Source organism: Dickeya lacustris (assembly GCF_029635795.1).
GTDB classification, from domain to species: Bacteria; Pseudomonadota; Gammaproteobacteria; order Enterobacterales; family Enterobacteriaceae; genus Dickeya; species Dickeya lacustris.
The window spans coordinates 2,257,882-2,274,134 of record NZ_CP114280.1; the positions used below are offsets into that span (position 1 = coordinate 2,257,882).

The window sequence follows — 16,253 nt, forward strand, 5'->3', positions numbered from 1 at the left end:
TACAGATTGCCGAGTACCCTATTTACCTCACGGCTGTTTACCGGCACCGGAAAATTCGCCAATGCATCGCTGATGCAAGAAGCTCTGCGCGCCAGCGGCACGCAACTGGTGACGATGGCGATGAAACGGGTGGATTTAAAAGGCGGCAGCGATGCCATTCTGGCTCCGCTGCGTGAGCTCGGCGTGCGCTTACTGCCAAATACCTCAGGGGCGAAAACCGCTGATGAAGCGCTCTTCGCCGCCCGGCTGGCGCGCGAGGCGCTCGGCACGTCGTGGATAAAACTGGAAATCCACCCGGACATGAAATACCTGCTGCCCGATGCCGTCGAAACCCTGAAAGCGGCGGAACAACTGGTGAAAGAGGGTTTCGTGGTGCTGCCCTATTGCAGCGCCGATCCGGTGCTGTGCAAGCGGCTTGAAGAAGCAGGCTGCGCCGCCGTGATGCCGCTGGGTGCGCCGATTGGCTCGAATCAGGGGCTACAGACGCGGGATTTTCTGCGCATTATTATCGAGCAGGCGCGGGTGCCGGTGGTGGTCGATGCCGGTATCGGCGCGCCCAGCCACGCGGCGCACGCGCTGGAGCTGGGCGCGGATGCGGTGCTGGTCAACACTGCTATCGCCGTGGCGCGCGACCCGGTGCAGATGGCGCACGCCTTCCGGCTGGCGGTCGAGGCCGGTGCGCTGGCGCAACACGCGGGGCTGGGCCGCCGCCAGGCCACAGCCTGCGCCACCAGCCCGCTGACCGGTTTTCTGCGCCAGACGGAGGTGATGCGCTGATGAATGCTTACCTGCAACCGCCGTCATTTACACATGACTGGCAACGCCTTGATTGGCATGAGCTGAGTCTGCGCATCAACAGTAAAAACGACGCCGACGTCGAGCGCGCGCTCAATGCACAGACGCTGACCCGCGATGACATGATGGCGTTGCTCTCGCCCGCCGCCAGCCGCTGGCTGGAACCGCTGGCACAGCGGGCACAGCAGTTGACGCGCCAGCGCTTTGGCAACGCCGTCAGCCTGTATGTGCCGCTGTATCTCTCCAACCTGTGCGCCAACGATTGCACTTACTGTGGCTTCTCGATGAGCAACCACCTTAAGCGCAAAACGCTCAATCAACAGGAGGTGTTACGCGAGTGCGAGGCCATCAAAGCCCTGGGGTTTGACAGCCTGTTGCTGGTGACAGGCGAACACCAGCGTAAAGTCGGCATGGATTATTTCCGCCAGATGCTGCCGCTGATCCGCCCGCATTTCAGTGCGCTGATGATGGAGGTACAGCCGCTATCGCAGGCCGATTACGCCGAGCTAAAAACCCTGGGGCTCGATGGCGTGATGGTGTATCAGGAAACCTATCATTCACCTACGTACGCCCGTCACCACCTGCGCGGCCATAAACAGGACTTCACCTGGCGGCTGGAAACGCCAGACAGACTGGGGCAAGCGGGTATCGATAAAATCGGGCTGGGGGCGCTTATCGGCTTATCGGATAGCTGGCGCACCGACTGTTATATGCTGGCCGAGCACCTGCTCTACTTACAGCAAACCTACTGGCAGAGCCGTTACTCCGTCTCTTTTCCGCGCCTGCGCCCGTGTGCTGGCGGCATCGAACCCGCCTCGCTGATGGATGAAGCGCAACTGATGCAGGTCATCTGCGCGTTCCGGCTGCTGGCACCGGAGGTGGAATTGTCACTTTCTACGCGTGAGTCGCCCCATTTCCGCGACCACATGATCCCGATTGCCATCAACAACGTCAGCGCCTTTTCCAAAACCCAGCCGGGCGGTTACGCCGAGGCTCGCCCGGAGCTCGAGCAATTCACCCCGCACGATGAGCGCACCCCGCACGCGGTGGCGCAAGCCCTTAGCCAATCAGGACTACAGCCAGTCTGGAAGGACTGGGACAGTTATCTGGGCAGAGCGGCAACCTAAACAGCCCGCCGCCTGGTTTATGGCATCCGCACCAGTACGCGCCAGCGCGCGGCTGGTGTTGCCATGCTTGTCATGCACGTATTGTTGCCATGCATTCATGTATCTATTATCTGTTGCGCGCATTACGCGCCTGCCGAGAGCTGCTGCTCAACCGCTGCGCCAATCGCGGCCACCGCCTGTTCAATGGCCGGTGTCATGGGCATGGCATAGCTCAGGCGCAAACAGTGGCGATACTTGCCGGAGGCACAAAACAGCGACCCTTCCGCCACATAGATATTGTGCGCTTTCATCTGCTGGCAAAGGGCAACGGCGTCAAAGGCAGGCGGCATTTCCACCCATAACACAAACCCACCCTGTGGCCGACTGACGCAAATCGTTTCGGGAAAGTAGCGCCGCACCCAGCCGGAAAACAGCGCCAGATTACGCTGGTAGAGCATGCGCATTCGTCTCAAATGGGGTAAGTAGTGCCCCTGCGCGATAAACTCCGCTACCGCAAGCTGCGTGCTCGACACGCTCGAACCGGTGCTGGTGTATTTCATGTGCAGCACCCGGTCGCGATAACGCCCCGGCACCACCCAGCCCACACGCACCCGCCGGCGCCAGCGTTTTAGAAAATGAACTGCACAACAACACACGGCCATCGCGGTCAGCGGACTTTAGCGTGGCAGGTCGCGGGTACTCGTACGCCAGCTCGCCATACACATCATCTTCGATAATGGCGATGTCATAACGCTGCGCCAGTGTTAACAGCGCCCGTTTACGTTCGGGCGGCATCATAAAGCCGAGGGGGTTATTGCAATGCGGCACGGTGATCACCGCCTTGACCGGCCATTGTTCCAGCACCAGCTCCAGCGCGTCCAGATTGATGCCGGTGGTAAAATCTGTCGGAATCTCAATGACTTTTATGTTTAACCCACACAGTATCTGCAAAATTCCGTGAAAAACCGGCGACTCAACCGCAATGATATCGCCCGATTGTGCGACAGCGCGCACCGCGACAGACAGCGCCTCGGTACATCCCGTTGTCACCACAATATCCTCGGCCTGAAGCTGGCAGCCGCTATCGACCATCAGGCGGGCTATCTGCTCGCGCAGTGGCACTGAGCCCGCCAGGTTGTCGTAACTCAGCGCCGCCTCTTGCTGCTTCTGGCCAATGCGCTGCAACTGTTTCCACAGCGGCTTAAGCGTACTTTGCGTGAGATCCGGCGAGCTGCCGCCTAAGGAAAGTACGTCCGGGTCTTGCCGTGCGCTCACCAGTTCTAACACCGCGCCCCATTTTTTCACCTCTACCGGACGCTGCACAGGCCGGGTCATCGAGGGTATTGGCGGCTCGGCTTTACGCGAACGCACGAAATAGCCCGAGCGCGGCAGCGGCACAATCAACTGCTGTTGCTCAAGGCGATAATAAGCCTGCTGTACGGTACTGATACTCACGCCATGCTCCTGGCTAAGTGTACGTACCGAAGGCAAACGCTCGCCGCCACGATACAACCCTTGCTCAATACGCTGCGCCAGCAAGTCAGCCAAATACTGATATCGCGTCATCGTCTGCTGCCCCTTTGATTAGCTACGGTTTATCCATTCCAGCCATTCCAGCATGCTGCCGGTTGGTGCGGCCGCTCCCGACCATACAGTTTACCGATAAAATCGGCATTCAGAGGGTAATAACGGGCATCTGTATGAAAAACAAATCCTGATCCTGCCTCTAAAACAATACAGAAACCTCGGTCATGCTATCAGCCATGGATCACCTGAGGAGAACGCCCATGACACGCACTATTGCTACCGCGATCGTCTCTGCGATTACGCCTGTCCGCCGGTTATTACAACACGCCTGCCAATACTGGCAAGGCCGATACCAGCAAAGACAGACACGACATATCCTGAATAGCTTGACTGATCATCAGCTTAAAGACATTGGGCTGACGCGCGAAACAATTCAGTTGCGTTATTCAAACGGCGCGAAGAGAGCGAGGGCCTCCGCGATAGTGAATCACCACACCATCTGTCAGACCTCTTTAAACCATAAAGCAGACTGCCGGAACAGTGACAGATAGCACCGGAAAGGCTCATTCAGGGGCCCTGACCTCACTATCTGTATTTTTTAAAAGTTACTTTTTCTCTCTGTATCGAAAGGGGAGAAGCCTGAAATAACGCGGAAGAAGGAAGCCATGATGACGCACTCACGCTTTCAATCGGGAAAAAAACACGGGCTACTCCAGCGCGTCAGCCAATGCTGGCAGCGCTGGCGTCAGCGCTGCCAGGCGCGGAAGACATTGCAACGCCTGAACAATAACCAACTGGAAGATATCGGATTGACGCGTCGGGACGTGGATTCGTTGCGTTAACCGCTGCAACCGGGCGCAGAGAGCGGCGGGAAAACGTGCTGGTCGGGAACACGAGCGAAGCGTATCGCAAAAAAAATGTCATCGCGCCATGAGCCGGACGATAGATTGCGCGCCGCTACGCACCGTGCGACACGGCGGGTCGCACGCCCAGCCCTTGCGCATTAGAGTGGCGGTGCTGATACAGCCAGAGCCTGCGCCTTCCATCGGCTCTGCCGCCACCCAGCCAGCATGGATGCAAAAAGGCGTGCTGACTGTCACCTCGTGTCGGGCTACTCGGTCGGGTAGCCCGGCATCGCCCAGACCGAAGGCCAGTCTTTTCTCCTGGCACAGATATTGGAAAATCGATAGTCCACTGGCTGGAAAGTGCTACCGTCAAACATCCATCTCGCGCTTTCACCAAGATTACAGACCGTGTTCCCTTGAACTGTATGAGACAATATTCCGGTTTTCTCGTCATACTCAACATTCATAAGTGTCGTAGCCGTGTCCGCCATGTTAACCAGCACATTTTTGTCCCAGTCAAAAATCAGTAGCGTTAACAAGCTGGCTGCCTGTGGGCGAAGTTGTGAGGTAATGAAGAGCTCATTACTGATCTGGATTGCCCCAGGAGGGCATGTAAAGATCACTAACGCCAACTCGCGGGTTAATGCGATGGCTCTTGGATTTGCAGTTATGTTTTTATCGCGTTGATCACAATGTGCATTTTCTAATTTATCCTTCTGCGCCTCGCCGACCGCAGCCGCCAATGCGACCGCATCACTCAGCGGTGATGGCTGACGATAGGTAATGTCAACCTGTTGCCCGGTAGGCACTGGCGGGACCTGCGAAACCTCGCCTTCACCGACATTCAGCAACGCACTGCGGTTCTTTAACCGGCCTTGCCGCTCATCCGCCAGTAGCAGCGCCGCACTCAGGCCATTTAGCGACACCACATCTCCATCCTCAACTTCCTGAGTAGTGGGCTGTTCAACCAACGCCAATTGCTGCGCGTTTCTCGCCGCCTGAATAAACCGTTGAATTACCTCTAACCTGGTGGTATAGCGATAGAACTTGCCATCACTATCGGATTCGTTATCAATCTGCCAGTCGGCGGCATCAAGCGGAAACGGCGTGCCGTCCAGATAGACGGCCTGCTGATCGGGTTTTAACAGGATGGACAGGGAAATCTTTCCTGAAGCACCTGCATCACGCTTGAGGATCACATATTGATAACCGTCTCTCTCAGAGTAATTATTGAGCTGACAGGTATTCAAGTTGTTACACGTCACTTGCCAATCTTTAAATTCTTTCTGTACCGGAACAAGATACCCTAGAATTTTAGCCTCTGCCGCGCAGGCGCTACCAGACAGCAACGACAGCACCACACCCCAAAACAGGCTTTTCAAAAATTGCATATCCATATCCCTTCAAATCACGGCTCCACTACTCGCAAAACGTGATGATCCTTTAAGAGGTAGATAACGATAGGAAAAAAGGGGCTACATAAAAAATAGCCCACAACAACATCGTGTCGGGCTACTCGGTCGGGTAGCCCGGCATCGCCCAGACCGAAGGCCAATCTCCCGGTTGCCCACCGTTACATTCCGGTTGATAGTTATAGGCGACCAGTTGAAAAGTCTTACCATCAAATACCCATTGCCCGCTCTCGCCGCAGTCAGCAATGCCACGGCCTTTCACCGAGTGATACAACATGCCGCTTTCCGGGTCATAATCGGCTTCGGTAAACCAGCGAATCTTCTCTTCACGGCTGTTCAACGGGCGGATAGGCCTGGTCAGCTCCAGCAATTGCGCGGCCTGCGGGTTATTACGCGGCGTAATAAACAGCAGGCTGGAGGATTGATACGCGCCTACGCCACAGTTGAGCATCACCAGCGCCAGATCATGCGTCAGCGGCTCGACTTCGCTTAACTGGCGGGCTTCTTTGCTCAACCCGCAATCTTCCTCTTCCAGCAGCGTTTTTTTCGCCTTGATCACCGCATTAATCAAGGCCTTACCATTGGTTAACGGCGGTGGTTGGGTATAGGCGGGGTGAATCTCTTGTCCTATCGGCGCAGCGGGAACCTGTGATACATCGCCATTGCCCACTTTCAGCAACGCACTGCGGTTATCCAACCGTCCCTGACGCTCATCCACAAATAGCAGTGCCGCATTGAGTCCATTCAGTGAAATCGACTCATCCTGATTACTTCCTTGCGCGCTCGCCTCGGAGAGCGTCAGGCGCTTGGCATTTTTCGCCGCCTGAACAAATTGCTGGATGACATCCAGTTGCTCGGTATGAACATAGAATGCGCCTTCTTCCTCATCCGTCTGCCAGGCGGGTTGAGCGAGGGCAAAACGCGCGTCGTCGAGATACAACGCCTGGCGCTTATCCGCCAGATCAAAATCCAGCGAGATCTTCCCCTGCGCCCCCGCCTCACGTTTGAGCGTCACGCGCAAGTAGGGGTCGTTATTCCTGATGTCGCAGTCATTGAGGTTATTGCAGGTCACTTGCCAGTGCCTGAACACTTTCTGCACCGGTGCTGGATAACCCGCAGGCATTTCACCGGCGCTGAACGCACTCGCGGACAGCATGCCCAGCACCATGCCTGAAAGTATGATGTTAAATCGCATCGGATATTCCTTATAAGACACCCATGCTGATGTTATAGCGCACATTATATCACCCGCACGTCTCTCCCATTCACATCACAGCCCACTGTAGCAGAGACGGCCACCCTTCTTTTTAAACCGTTACCGACATCAAAGAAAGACAAGGAAGTGAAATAAGAGGATAAAAAAAACCGCACCTTTGACAAGGCGCGGTTTTTTCATTTATAGCCCGTTACAGGATAGCCTGTTACGTGACAGCCTGTAACGGCGGCGTGACCAACGATTACTCGTCGTCGCTACCACCCAGACCGGCATTCAGCAACTCGGCCAGGTTAGCAGAGGCTTCCTCTGCGCTCACCTGAGGAGCTGACTGCACTTCGCCCGCCTGACGGCGACGCATGCGATCCTGATGATACGCATAACCCGTACCGGCCGGAATCAGACGACCGACGATGACGTTCTCTTTCAGGCCACGCAGTTCATCACGTTTACCGGCAACGGCTGCTTCCGTCAACACGCGCGTCGTTTCCTGGAACGATGCCGCAGAGATGAAGGATTCGGTAGCCAGCGACGCTTTGGTGATACCCAGCAGGTCGCGGCTGTAAGTTGCCGAGATCTTGCCGTCTGCTTCCAACTGACGGTTCGCTATCTTGATGCGTGACATCTCGACCTGCTCACCTTCCAGGAACTCAGAGCTGCCTGGGTTAACGATGGTGCCTTTACGCAACATCTGACGAACGATAACTTCGATGTGTTTATCGTTAATCTTAACGCCCTGCAAGCGGTAAACTTCCTGCACTTCGTTGGTGATGTAACGCGTCACCGCGTGAACACCACGCAGGCGCAGAATGTCATGCGGAGATTCTGGGCCGTCGGAAATCACGTCACCGCGTTCCACACGTTCGCCTTCGAACACGTTAAGCTGACGCCATTTCGGGATCATCTCTTCGTACGGATCGCTGCCATCAACCGGCGTGATCACCAGACGACGCTTGCCTTTGGTCTCTTTACCGAACGATACCACGCCGCTGATTTCAGCCAGGATAGCAGGCTCTTTCGGACGACGGGCTTCGAACAGATCCGCAACGCGCGGCAGACCACCGGTAATATCCTTGGTACCGCCGGATTCCTGCGGAATACGCGCCAGCGTATCACCCGCACCGATCTGCGCACCGTCTTCCAGCTGAACAATCGCTTTACCCGGCAGGAAGTATTGTGCCGGCATGTCGGTGCCCGGAATCAGTACGTCATTGCCGTTGGCGTCAACGATTTTCAGCGCCGGACGCAAGTCTTTACCGCCACCGGTACGTTCTGCACTGTCCAGAACCACGATGGAAGACAGGCCGGTCAGTTCGTCGGTCTGACGCGTAATGGTCTGGCCGTCAATCATGTCGGTAAAGCGAATGCTACCGCCCACTTCGGTGATAACCGGCATGGTATGCGGGTCCCAGTTCGCGACGGTTTCACCGCCCGCGACATCGTCACCGTTACCTTTCGCCATCACCGCACCGTAAGGCACTTTATAGCTTTCTTTGGTACGGCCGAATTCGTCGATCAGTTTCAGCTCGGTGTTACGCGAGGTGATGACAAACTTACCGGCATTGTTCATAACGAACTTGGCATTGCCCAGTCGTAACGTACCCTTGTTTTTCACCTGAATGCTGGACTCAGCCGCCGCACGCGATGCCGCACCACCGATGTGGAACGTACGCATCGTCAGCTGGGTACCCGGTTCACCGATGGACTGTGCCGCGATAACCCCGATGGCCTCACCTTTGTTGATGATATGACCACGCGCCAGGTCACGACCGTAGCACTTGGCGCACACGCCGAAGTCGGTTTCACACCCTACTACGGAGCGCACTTTCACGGCATCAACCGAGTTTTCTTCTAACAGGTCACACCATTTCTCGTTCAGCAGCGTGTTGCGCGGAACCAGAATGTCAGCCGTACCCGGTTTCAGCACGTCTTCAGCCGTTACACGACCCAGTACGCGCTCACGCAGCGGCTCTTTGACGTCGCCGCCTTCGATAACCGGCGTCATCATGATGCCTTCGTGGGTGCCGCAATCGTCCTCGGTGACAACCAAGTCCTGCGCCACGTCAACCAGACGACGGGTCAGATAACCGGAGTTCGCCGTTTTCAGTGCGGTATCCGCCAGACCTTTACGCGCACCGTGCGTCGAGATGAAGTACTGGAGTACGTTCAGACCTTCACGGAAGTTCGCGGTGATTGGCGTTTCGATGATGGAGCCATCCGGCTTCGCCATCAGACCACGCATCCCCGCCAGCTGACGAATCTGTGCCGCAGAACCACGCGCACCGGAGTCGGCCATCATAAAGATGCTGTTGAAGGACACTTGTCTCTCTTCTTCACCTTTACGGTTGATAACGGTTTCGGTCGAGAGGTTTTCCATCATCGCTTTGGCCACGCGCTCATTCGCCGCAGCCCAAATGTCGATGACTTTGTTATAACGCTCGCCCGCTGTCACCAGACCAGACTGGAACTGCTCCTGAATCTCGGCAACTTCGGCTTCGGCTTCGGTGATGATTTCCACTTTTTTCGCCGGGATCACCATGTCGTCGATACCGACAGAAGAACCAGAGCGCGCCGCGTAAGCAAAACCGGTGTACATGATCTGGTCGGCAAAAATAACCGTCGGCTTCAGACCCAACACGCGATAGCAGGTGTTCAGCATCTTGGAGATCGCTTTCTTACCCAGCGCCTGGTTGACGATGGAGTAAGGCAGGCCTTTCGGCACGATCATCCACAGAATGGCACGACCAACAGTGGTGTCGATCAGGCTGGTTTTCGCCGCCCACTCACCCTGTGCATTTTTCTCGTGCTCGGTAATACGCACTTTGACGCGCGCGTGCAGTGACGCCAGACCCGCACGATAAATACGCTCGGCTTCTTTCGGCCCGGTCAGCACCATGCCTTCGCCTTTGGCGTTAACACAGTCACGGGTCATGTAGTACAGACCCAACACCACGTCCTGAGACGGAACGATGATAGGCTCGCCGTTCGCCGGAGACAGGATGTTGTTGGTAGACATCATCAGCGCACGCGCTTCAAGCTGGGCTTCCAGCGTCAATGGTACGTGAACAGCCATCTGGTCGCCGTCGAAGTCGGCGTTATAGGCCGCACACACCAGCGGGTGCAACTGAATCGCTTTACCTTCGATCAAAACCGGCTCAAACGCCTGAATACCCAGACGGTGCAGCGTCGGCGCACGGTTCAGCAGTACCGGGTGTTCGCGGATAACTTCATCCAGAATATCCCACACCACCGCTTCTTCGCGTTCTACCATCTTCTTGGCCGCTTTGATGGTGGTCGCAAGGCCACGCAGTTCCAGCTTGCCGTAGATGAACGGTTTGAACAGTTCCAGCGCCATTTTCTTCGGCAGGCCGCACTGATGCAGACGCAGGTACGGGCCTACGGTGATAACGGAACGACCGGAGTAGTCCACGCGCTTACCGAGCAGGTTCTGACGGAAACGACCCTGCTTACCTTTGATCATATCGGCCAAAGATTTCAGCGGACGCTTGTTGGAACCGGTGATGGCACGACCGCGACGGCCGTTATCCAGCAGCGCATCGACCGCTTCCTGCAACATACGTTTTTCGTTACGTACGATGATGTCGGGAGCCGCCAGATCCAGCAGACGTTTCAAACGGTTGTTACGGTTGATCACGCGGCGATACAGATCGTTCAGATCGGAGGTCGCGAAACGGCCGCCGTCCAGCGGCACCAGCGGACGCAAGTCCGGCGGCAGCACCGGCAGCACGGTCAGGATCATCCACTCCGGCTTGTTGCCAGACTGTACGAACGCTTCCAGCAGCTTGATGCGCTTGGTCAGCTTTTTACGTTTGGTTTCGGAGTTGGTTTCGTTCAGCTCTTCACGCAGTTGTTCGCATTCCTGCTCCAGATCCATCCCTTTCAGCAACGCCTGGATAGCTTCGGCGCCCATTTTGGCGTCGAATTCGTCACCGAACTCTTCCAGTGCGTCCAGATACTGCTCTTCGGTCAGGATTTGGCGGCGTTCCAGGTTGGTCATGCCACCTTCAACCACCACGTAAGATTCGAAGTACAGTACGCGTTCGATGTCACGCAGCGGCATATCCAGCAGCAGGCCGATACGCGACGGCAGGGATTTCAAAAACCAGATGTGGGCGGTCGGAGACGCCAGCTCGATGTGGCCCATGCGCTCACGACGCACTTTGGTCTGGGTCACTTCAACGCCGCACTTCTCACAAATCACGCCACGGTGTTTCAGGCGCTTGTACTTACCGCACAGGCACTCATAATCTTTTACCGGCCCAAAAATACGGGCGCAGAACAGGCCGTCACGTTCTGGTTTGAACGTACGGTAGTTAATGGTTTCTGGCTTCTTCACTTCACCAAAAGACCACGAACGAATCATGTCTGGCGAAGCCAGAGCAATTTTGATCGCATCAAACTCTTCGGTTTTAGTTTGCGCTTTCAGAAACTTTAATAAGTCTTTCACGGATTGGCTCCTGTCGGAGTTAGACCTGTCAGGCACCTGAACCTGTCTTTAACAACACGGTTCAGGTGCCCCTGTAACGAATGCTCGCAGCGCTTTCGGGCTGGGATTACTCTTCTTCCAGCTCGATGTTGATACCCAGAGAGCGGATTTCTTTCAACAATACGTTGAAGGACTCCGGCATCCCAGGTTCCATGCGGTGATCGCCATCCACGATGTTTTTGTACATCTTGGTACGGCCATTCACGTCATCGGATTTCACCGTCAACATTTCCTGCAAGGTGTAAGCGGCACCGTAAGCTTCCAGTGCCCACACTTCCATCTCACCGAAGCGCTGACCACCGAACTGTGCTTTACCACCCAGCGGCTGCTGCGTAACCAGACTGTAAGAGCCCGTCGAACGTGCATGCATCTTGTCATCAACCAAGTGGTTCAGTTTCAGCATGTACATGTAGCCGACAGTAACCGGACGCTCGAACTGCTCACCGGTACGGCCATCAAACAGCGTGATCTGGCCCGAAGTCGGCAGATCGCCGAGTTTCAGCAACTCTTTGATCTCGTTTTCCTTGGCACCGTCGAACACCGGCGTGGCGATCGGCATACCTTTTTTCAGGTTCTCAGCCAGACGCAGCACTTCTTCATCGCTGAAGGTGTTCAGGTCAACTTTCTGGCGCACGTCGTTGCCCAGATCGTAAGCGCGCTGGATAAACTCACGCAGTTTAGCCACTTCCTGATGCTGCTTGAGCATGGCGTTGATCTTGTCGCCGATGCCTTTCGCTGCCATGCCCAGATGGGTTTCCAGGATCTGACCGATGTTCATACGTGACGGTACGCCCAGCGGGTTCAGTACGATATCAACCGGTGTGCCGTTCTCGTCGTAAGGCATATCTTCGATCGGGTTGATCTTGGAGATAACACCCTTGTTACCGTGACGGCCCGCCATCTTGTCACCCGGCTGGATCTGACGTTTAACCGCCAGATACACTTTGACGATCTTCAGCACGCCCGGTGCCAGGTCATCGCCCTGAGTGATTTTGCGACGTTTGGCTTCGAGTTTCTTCTCGAACTCATGTTTGAGTTCGTCGTACTGCTCGGCCAACTGTTCCAGCTGATTCTGTTTGTCTTCGTCAGTCAGACCCAGTTCCAGCCAACGCTCGCGCGGCAGCTTGTCCAGTTTCTCGGCTTCAACGCCACCGGCAACCAGCACGTCGTGAATACGGGCAAACAGACCGGCTTCCAGAATCTGCAACTCTTCGGTCAGGTCTTTCTTGGCCTGCTTGAGCTGCATTTCTTCGATTTCCAGCGCACGTTTGTCTTTTTCCACGCCATCGCGGGTAAAGACCTGTACGTCGATAACCGTACCGGAAACGCCGTTCGGCACACGCAGAGAAGAGTCTTTCACATCAGACGCTTTCTCACCGAAGATAGCGCGCAGCAGTTTCTCTTCCGGTGTCAGCTGCGTTTCGCCTTTCGGCGTCACTTTACCGACCAGAATGTCGCCACCGGTCACTTCCGCACCGATGTAAACGATACCGGATTCATCCAGTTTGGAGAGCGCCGCTTCACCCACGTTCGGGATGTCAGCAGTAATCTCTTCCGGCCCCAGCTTGGTGTCACGGGACACGCACGCCAGTTCCTGAATGTGGATGGTAGTAAAACGGTCTTCCTGAACCACACGCTCAGAAACGAGGATGGAGTCTTCGAAGTTGTAACCGTTCCACGGCATGAACGCCACGCGCATGTTCTGGCCCAGCGCCAGTTCACCGAGATCGGTAGACGGGCCATCAGCCAGTACATCACCGCGCTCAACCGGTTCACCCAGCGACACACACGGCATCTGGTTGATGCAGGTGTTCTGGTTGGAACGGGTGTACTTGGTCAGGTTGTAAATGTCGATACCGGCTTCGCCCGGATACATCTCGGCTTCGTTAACTTTGATAACGATACGAGAGGCATCAACGTACTGCACGGTACCGCCGCGTTTAGCAACTGCGGTTACACCGGAGTCAACGGCAACCGCGCGCTCCATACCGGTACCCACCAGCGGCTTATCCGCACGCAGTGTTGGTACAGCCTGACGTTGCATGTTCGCACCCATCAAGGCGCGGTTGGCGTCATCGTGCTCAAGGAACGGGATCAGGGACGCACCAACGGAAACCACCTGCTGGGTGGAAACGTCCATGTAGTCAACCTGGTCGCGGCTGAACAAGCTGGATTCGCCCTTGCTACGGCAAGTCACCAGTTCGTCAATGAAGTGGCCTTCGTCATCCAGGTTGGTGTTCGCCTGAGCAATAACGTAGTTGCCTTCTTCAATCGCCGACAGGTAATGAATTTCGTCCGTCACCACGCCATCGCGCACACGGCGATACGGGGTCTCCAGGAAACCGTACTCGTTGGTCTGTGCGTACACGGACAGCGAGTTAATCAGACCGATGTTCGGGCCTTCCGGCGTTTCGATAGGACAAACACGGCCATAGTGAGTCGGGTGAACGTCTCGCACTTCAAAGCCAGCGCGCTCACGGGTCAAACCGCCTGGGCCCAATGCGGAGATACGGCGTTTGTGCGTAATCTCGGACAGCGGGTTGTTCTGGTCCATAAACTGAGACAGCTGACTGGAACCGAAGAACTCTTTCACCGCAGCGGAAATCGGTTTAGCGTTGATCATGTCCTGCGGCATCAGCGTATCCAGATCGCCCAGCGACAGACGCTCTTTCACCGCACGCTCAACACGCACCAGACCGACGCGGAACTGGTTTTCCGCCATCTCGCCCACAGAGCGGATACGACGGTTGCCCAGGTGGTCGATATCATCGACTTCGCCTTTACCGTTACGAATATCGATGAGTTTTTTCATCACATCGATAATGTCTTCTTTGCTCAGGATACCGGAACCTTCGATTTCCTCACGCAGCAAAGAACGGTTGAACTTCATGCGGCCAACCGCAGACAGGTCATAGCGATCTTCAGAGAAGAACAGGTTTTCGAACAGGGTTTCAGCGGCTTCGCGTGTCGGCGGCTCGCCAGGACGCATCATGCGGTAGATCTCAACCAGCGCGCTCAGGCGATCGTTGGTTGGGTCAACACGCACGGTCTCGGACATGTACGGGCCGTGATCCAGATCGTTGGTAAACAGCGTTTCGATACGTTTGTGGCCAGACTGACTCAGTTTAGCCAGCAGATCCAACGACAGCTCCATATTGGCCATCGCGATCACTTCGCCGGTGCTTTCATCAACGTAATCTTTCGCCAGCACTTTACCTGCGATGTACTCTACAGGTACTTCAATGCGCTCAACGCTGTCTTTTTCCAGCTGACGAATATGACGCGCCGTGATGCGGCGGCCTTTCTCAACGTAGACTTTACCGTTCGCTTCGATATCGAAAGAGGCGGTTTCACCACGCAGGCGCTCAGGCACCAGCTCCATCTGCAATTTGTTGTTGTGAATCTCATACACCACTTTATCGAAGAACAGATCAAGAATCTGCTCAGTGGTGTAATTCAGCGCGCGCAGAATGATGGTAGCAGGCAGCTTGCGACGGCGGTCGATACGGACAAACAGGTTATCTTTCGGGTCAAACTCGAAATCCAACCAGGAACCACGGTAAGGAATAATACGTGCGTTATACAGCACCTTACCAGAAGAGTGGGTTTTACCTTTATCGCTATCGAAGAACACGCCCGGGCTACGGTGCAACTGAGAAACGATGACACGCTCAGTACCGTTGATAACAAAGGTACCGTTATCGGTCATGAGCGGAATTTCGCCCATGTACACTTCTTGTTCTTTGATGTCTTTAACGGTGCCTTCCGGCGCTTCGCGCTCGTAGATCACCAGACGCAGCTTCACGCGCAGCGGAGCAGAGAAGGTGACGCCACGAATTTGACACTCTTTAACGTCAAATACTGGCTCACCCAGACGGTAGCTCACATACTGCAATTCGGAATTGCCGCTGTAACTTGAGATAGGGAATACGGAACGGAATGCTGCTTCCAGACCATACTGACCTTCCGGATCTTGCTCGATAAACTTCTGGAACGAGTCAAGCTGGATAGAAAGGAGATAAGGTATATCCAACACTTGTGGACGTTTACCAAAATCCTTACGAATGCGTTTTTTCTCGGTATAGGAGTAAACCATAGGGTTCCTCAGCTCGCTGACAAGTCGACCCACTTTGTCCGCCCTGAAAAGGACGGTTCATGCAACACCATTTATGTCGATCGGAAAGTGGAGCACTTTCCGCAATACCTGTTTCTATCACTCTTAAACCATTTCATTGCGCTTTACACAGAACAGACTGCTCTGGCGCAGTATATTAAGTCGTCGATAGAAACAAGCATTGGCGGGAAACTGGCCGTCAAACGGTGTGAAAAACGACTAGCCCCCTACAGCGCAAAAAGGCTGGTGACTAAAAAGTCACCAGCCATCAGCCTAACGAATCAGGCTGCAACCAGAAGGGTTGGCTTATTTAACTTCAACTTCAGCGCCAGCTTCTTCCAGAGATTTTTTCAGAGCTTCAGCGTCATCTTTGCTCACTGCTTCTTTCAGAGCAGCCGGAGCAGATTCAACCAGGTCTTTCGCTTCTTTCAGACCCAGGCCAGTTGCGCCACGTACTGCTTTGATAACAGCAACTTTGTTAGCGCCAACAGCTTTCAGGATAACGTCGAACTCAGTTTTCTCTTCAGCAGCTTCAGCCGGAGCAGCAGCAACAGCAACAGCAGCAGCAGCAGAAACGCCGAATTTTTCTTCCATTGCAGTGATCAGCTCAACAACGTCCATTACAGACATAGCGGCTACTGCTTCGATGATTTGGTCTTTAGTGATAGACATGACAATTGTTCCTAAAAATCAGAAAAAGTTTATACGTTAGCAAGTGCAATAACAGAGAGAGC

9 protein-coding genes and 1 pseudogene are annotated in these 16,253 nt (G+C 55.0%); 4 read left to right on the top strand and 6 right to left on the bottom strand.

The window, feature by feature from the left end:
• The first annotated feature begins 6 nt into the window (after positions 1–6).
• Together O1Q98_RS10255 and thiH are read left to right on the top strand one after the other, a co-directional pair.
• A complete protein-coding gene (locus O1Q98_RS10255) occupies positions 7–777 on the top strand; it encodes a thiazole synthase (RefSeq protein ID WP_278141449.1) in 771 nt (256 codons plus the stop codon).
• Complete coding sequence (gene thiH, locus O1Q98_RS10260; protein ID WP_125257925.1) at positions 777–1,922, top strand: 2-iminoacetate synthase ThiH; 1,146 nt, start codon at positions 777–779, stop codon at positions 1,920–1,922. Before O1Q98_RS10255 ends, thiH begins: the two co-directional genes overlap by 1 nt.
• 122 nt (positions 1,923–2,044) lie before the next feature.
• Here thiH and O1Q98_RS10265 read toward each other — a convergent pair.
• A pseudogene (locus O1Q98_RS10265) lies at positions 2,045–3,467 on the bottom strand (aminotransferase-like domain-containing protein).
• 221 nt (positions 3,468–3,688) lie between these two features.
• Between O1Q98_RS10265 and O1Q98_RS19795 the strand changes: the two are divergent.
• Both O1Q98_RS19795 and O1Q98_RS10270 read left to right on the top strand, forming a co-directional pair.
• Positions 3,689–3,979: a DUF1127 domain-containing protein gene (locus O1Q98_RS19795; RefSeq protein ID WP_164512935.1), complete on the top strand. Its 291-nt coding sequence runs from the start codon at positions 3,689–3,691 to the stop codon at positions 3,977–3,979.
• A gap of 114 nt (positions 3,980–4,093) precedes the next feature.
• Positions 4,094–4,270: a DUF1127 domain-containing protein gene (locus O1Q98_RS10270; protein ID WP_240632691.1), complete on the top strand. Its 177-nt coding sequence runs from the start codon at positions 4,094–4,096 to the stop codon at positions 4,268–4,270.
• A 269-nt stretch (positions 4,271–4,539) separates the two neighbouring features.
• Here the strand turns inward: O1Q98_RS10270 and O1Q98_RS10275 are convergent, their stop codons facing one another.
• The 5 genes from O1Q98_RS10275 to rplL form a co-directional block, all read right to left on the bottom strand.
• Positions 4,540–5,664, bottom strand: coding sequence for a DUF1176 domain-containing protein (locus O1Q98_RS10275; RefSeq protein WP_125257922.1), 1,125 nt, complete (start codon positions 5,662–5,664; stop codon positions 4,540–4,542).
• 121 nt (positions 5,665–5,785) lie between these two features.
• Positions 5,786–6,880 carry a DUF1176 domain-containing protein gene (locus tag O1Q98_RS10280; RefSeq protein WP_125257921.1) on the bottom strand — a complete coding sequence of 365 codons (1,095 nt, stop codon included), beginning with the start codon at positions 6,878–6,880 and terminating at the stop codon, positions 5,786–5,788.
• Between the two features lie 262 nt (positions 6,881–7,142).
• The gene (gene rpoC / locus O1Q98_RS10285; protein WP_125257920.1) at positions 7,143–11,366 is read right to left on the bottom strand and encodes a DNA-directed RNA polymerase subunit beta'; all 4,224 of its coding nucleotides are present in this window, start codon (positions 11,364–11,366) and stop codon (positions 7,143–7,145) included.
• A 106-nt stretch (positions 11,367–11,472) separates the two neighbouring features.
• Positions 11,473–15,501 (bottom strand): DNA-directed RNA polymerase subunit beta, encoded by a 4,029-nt coding sequence (gene rpoB / locus O1Q98_RS10290; RefSeq protein WP_125257919.1) that lies wholly within the window; start codon positions 15,499–15,501, stop codon positions 11,473–11,475.
• Positions 15,502–15,825: 324 nt separating this feature from the next.
• Positions 15,826–16,191: a 50S ribosomal protein L7/L12 gene (rplL, locus tag O1Q98_RS10295; RefSeq protein ID WP_035339301.1), complete on the bottom strand. Its 366-nt coding sequence runs from the start codon at positions 16,189–16,191 to the stop codon at positions 15,826–15,828.
• Positions 16,192–16,253 lie beyond the last annotated feature (62 nt).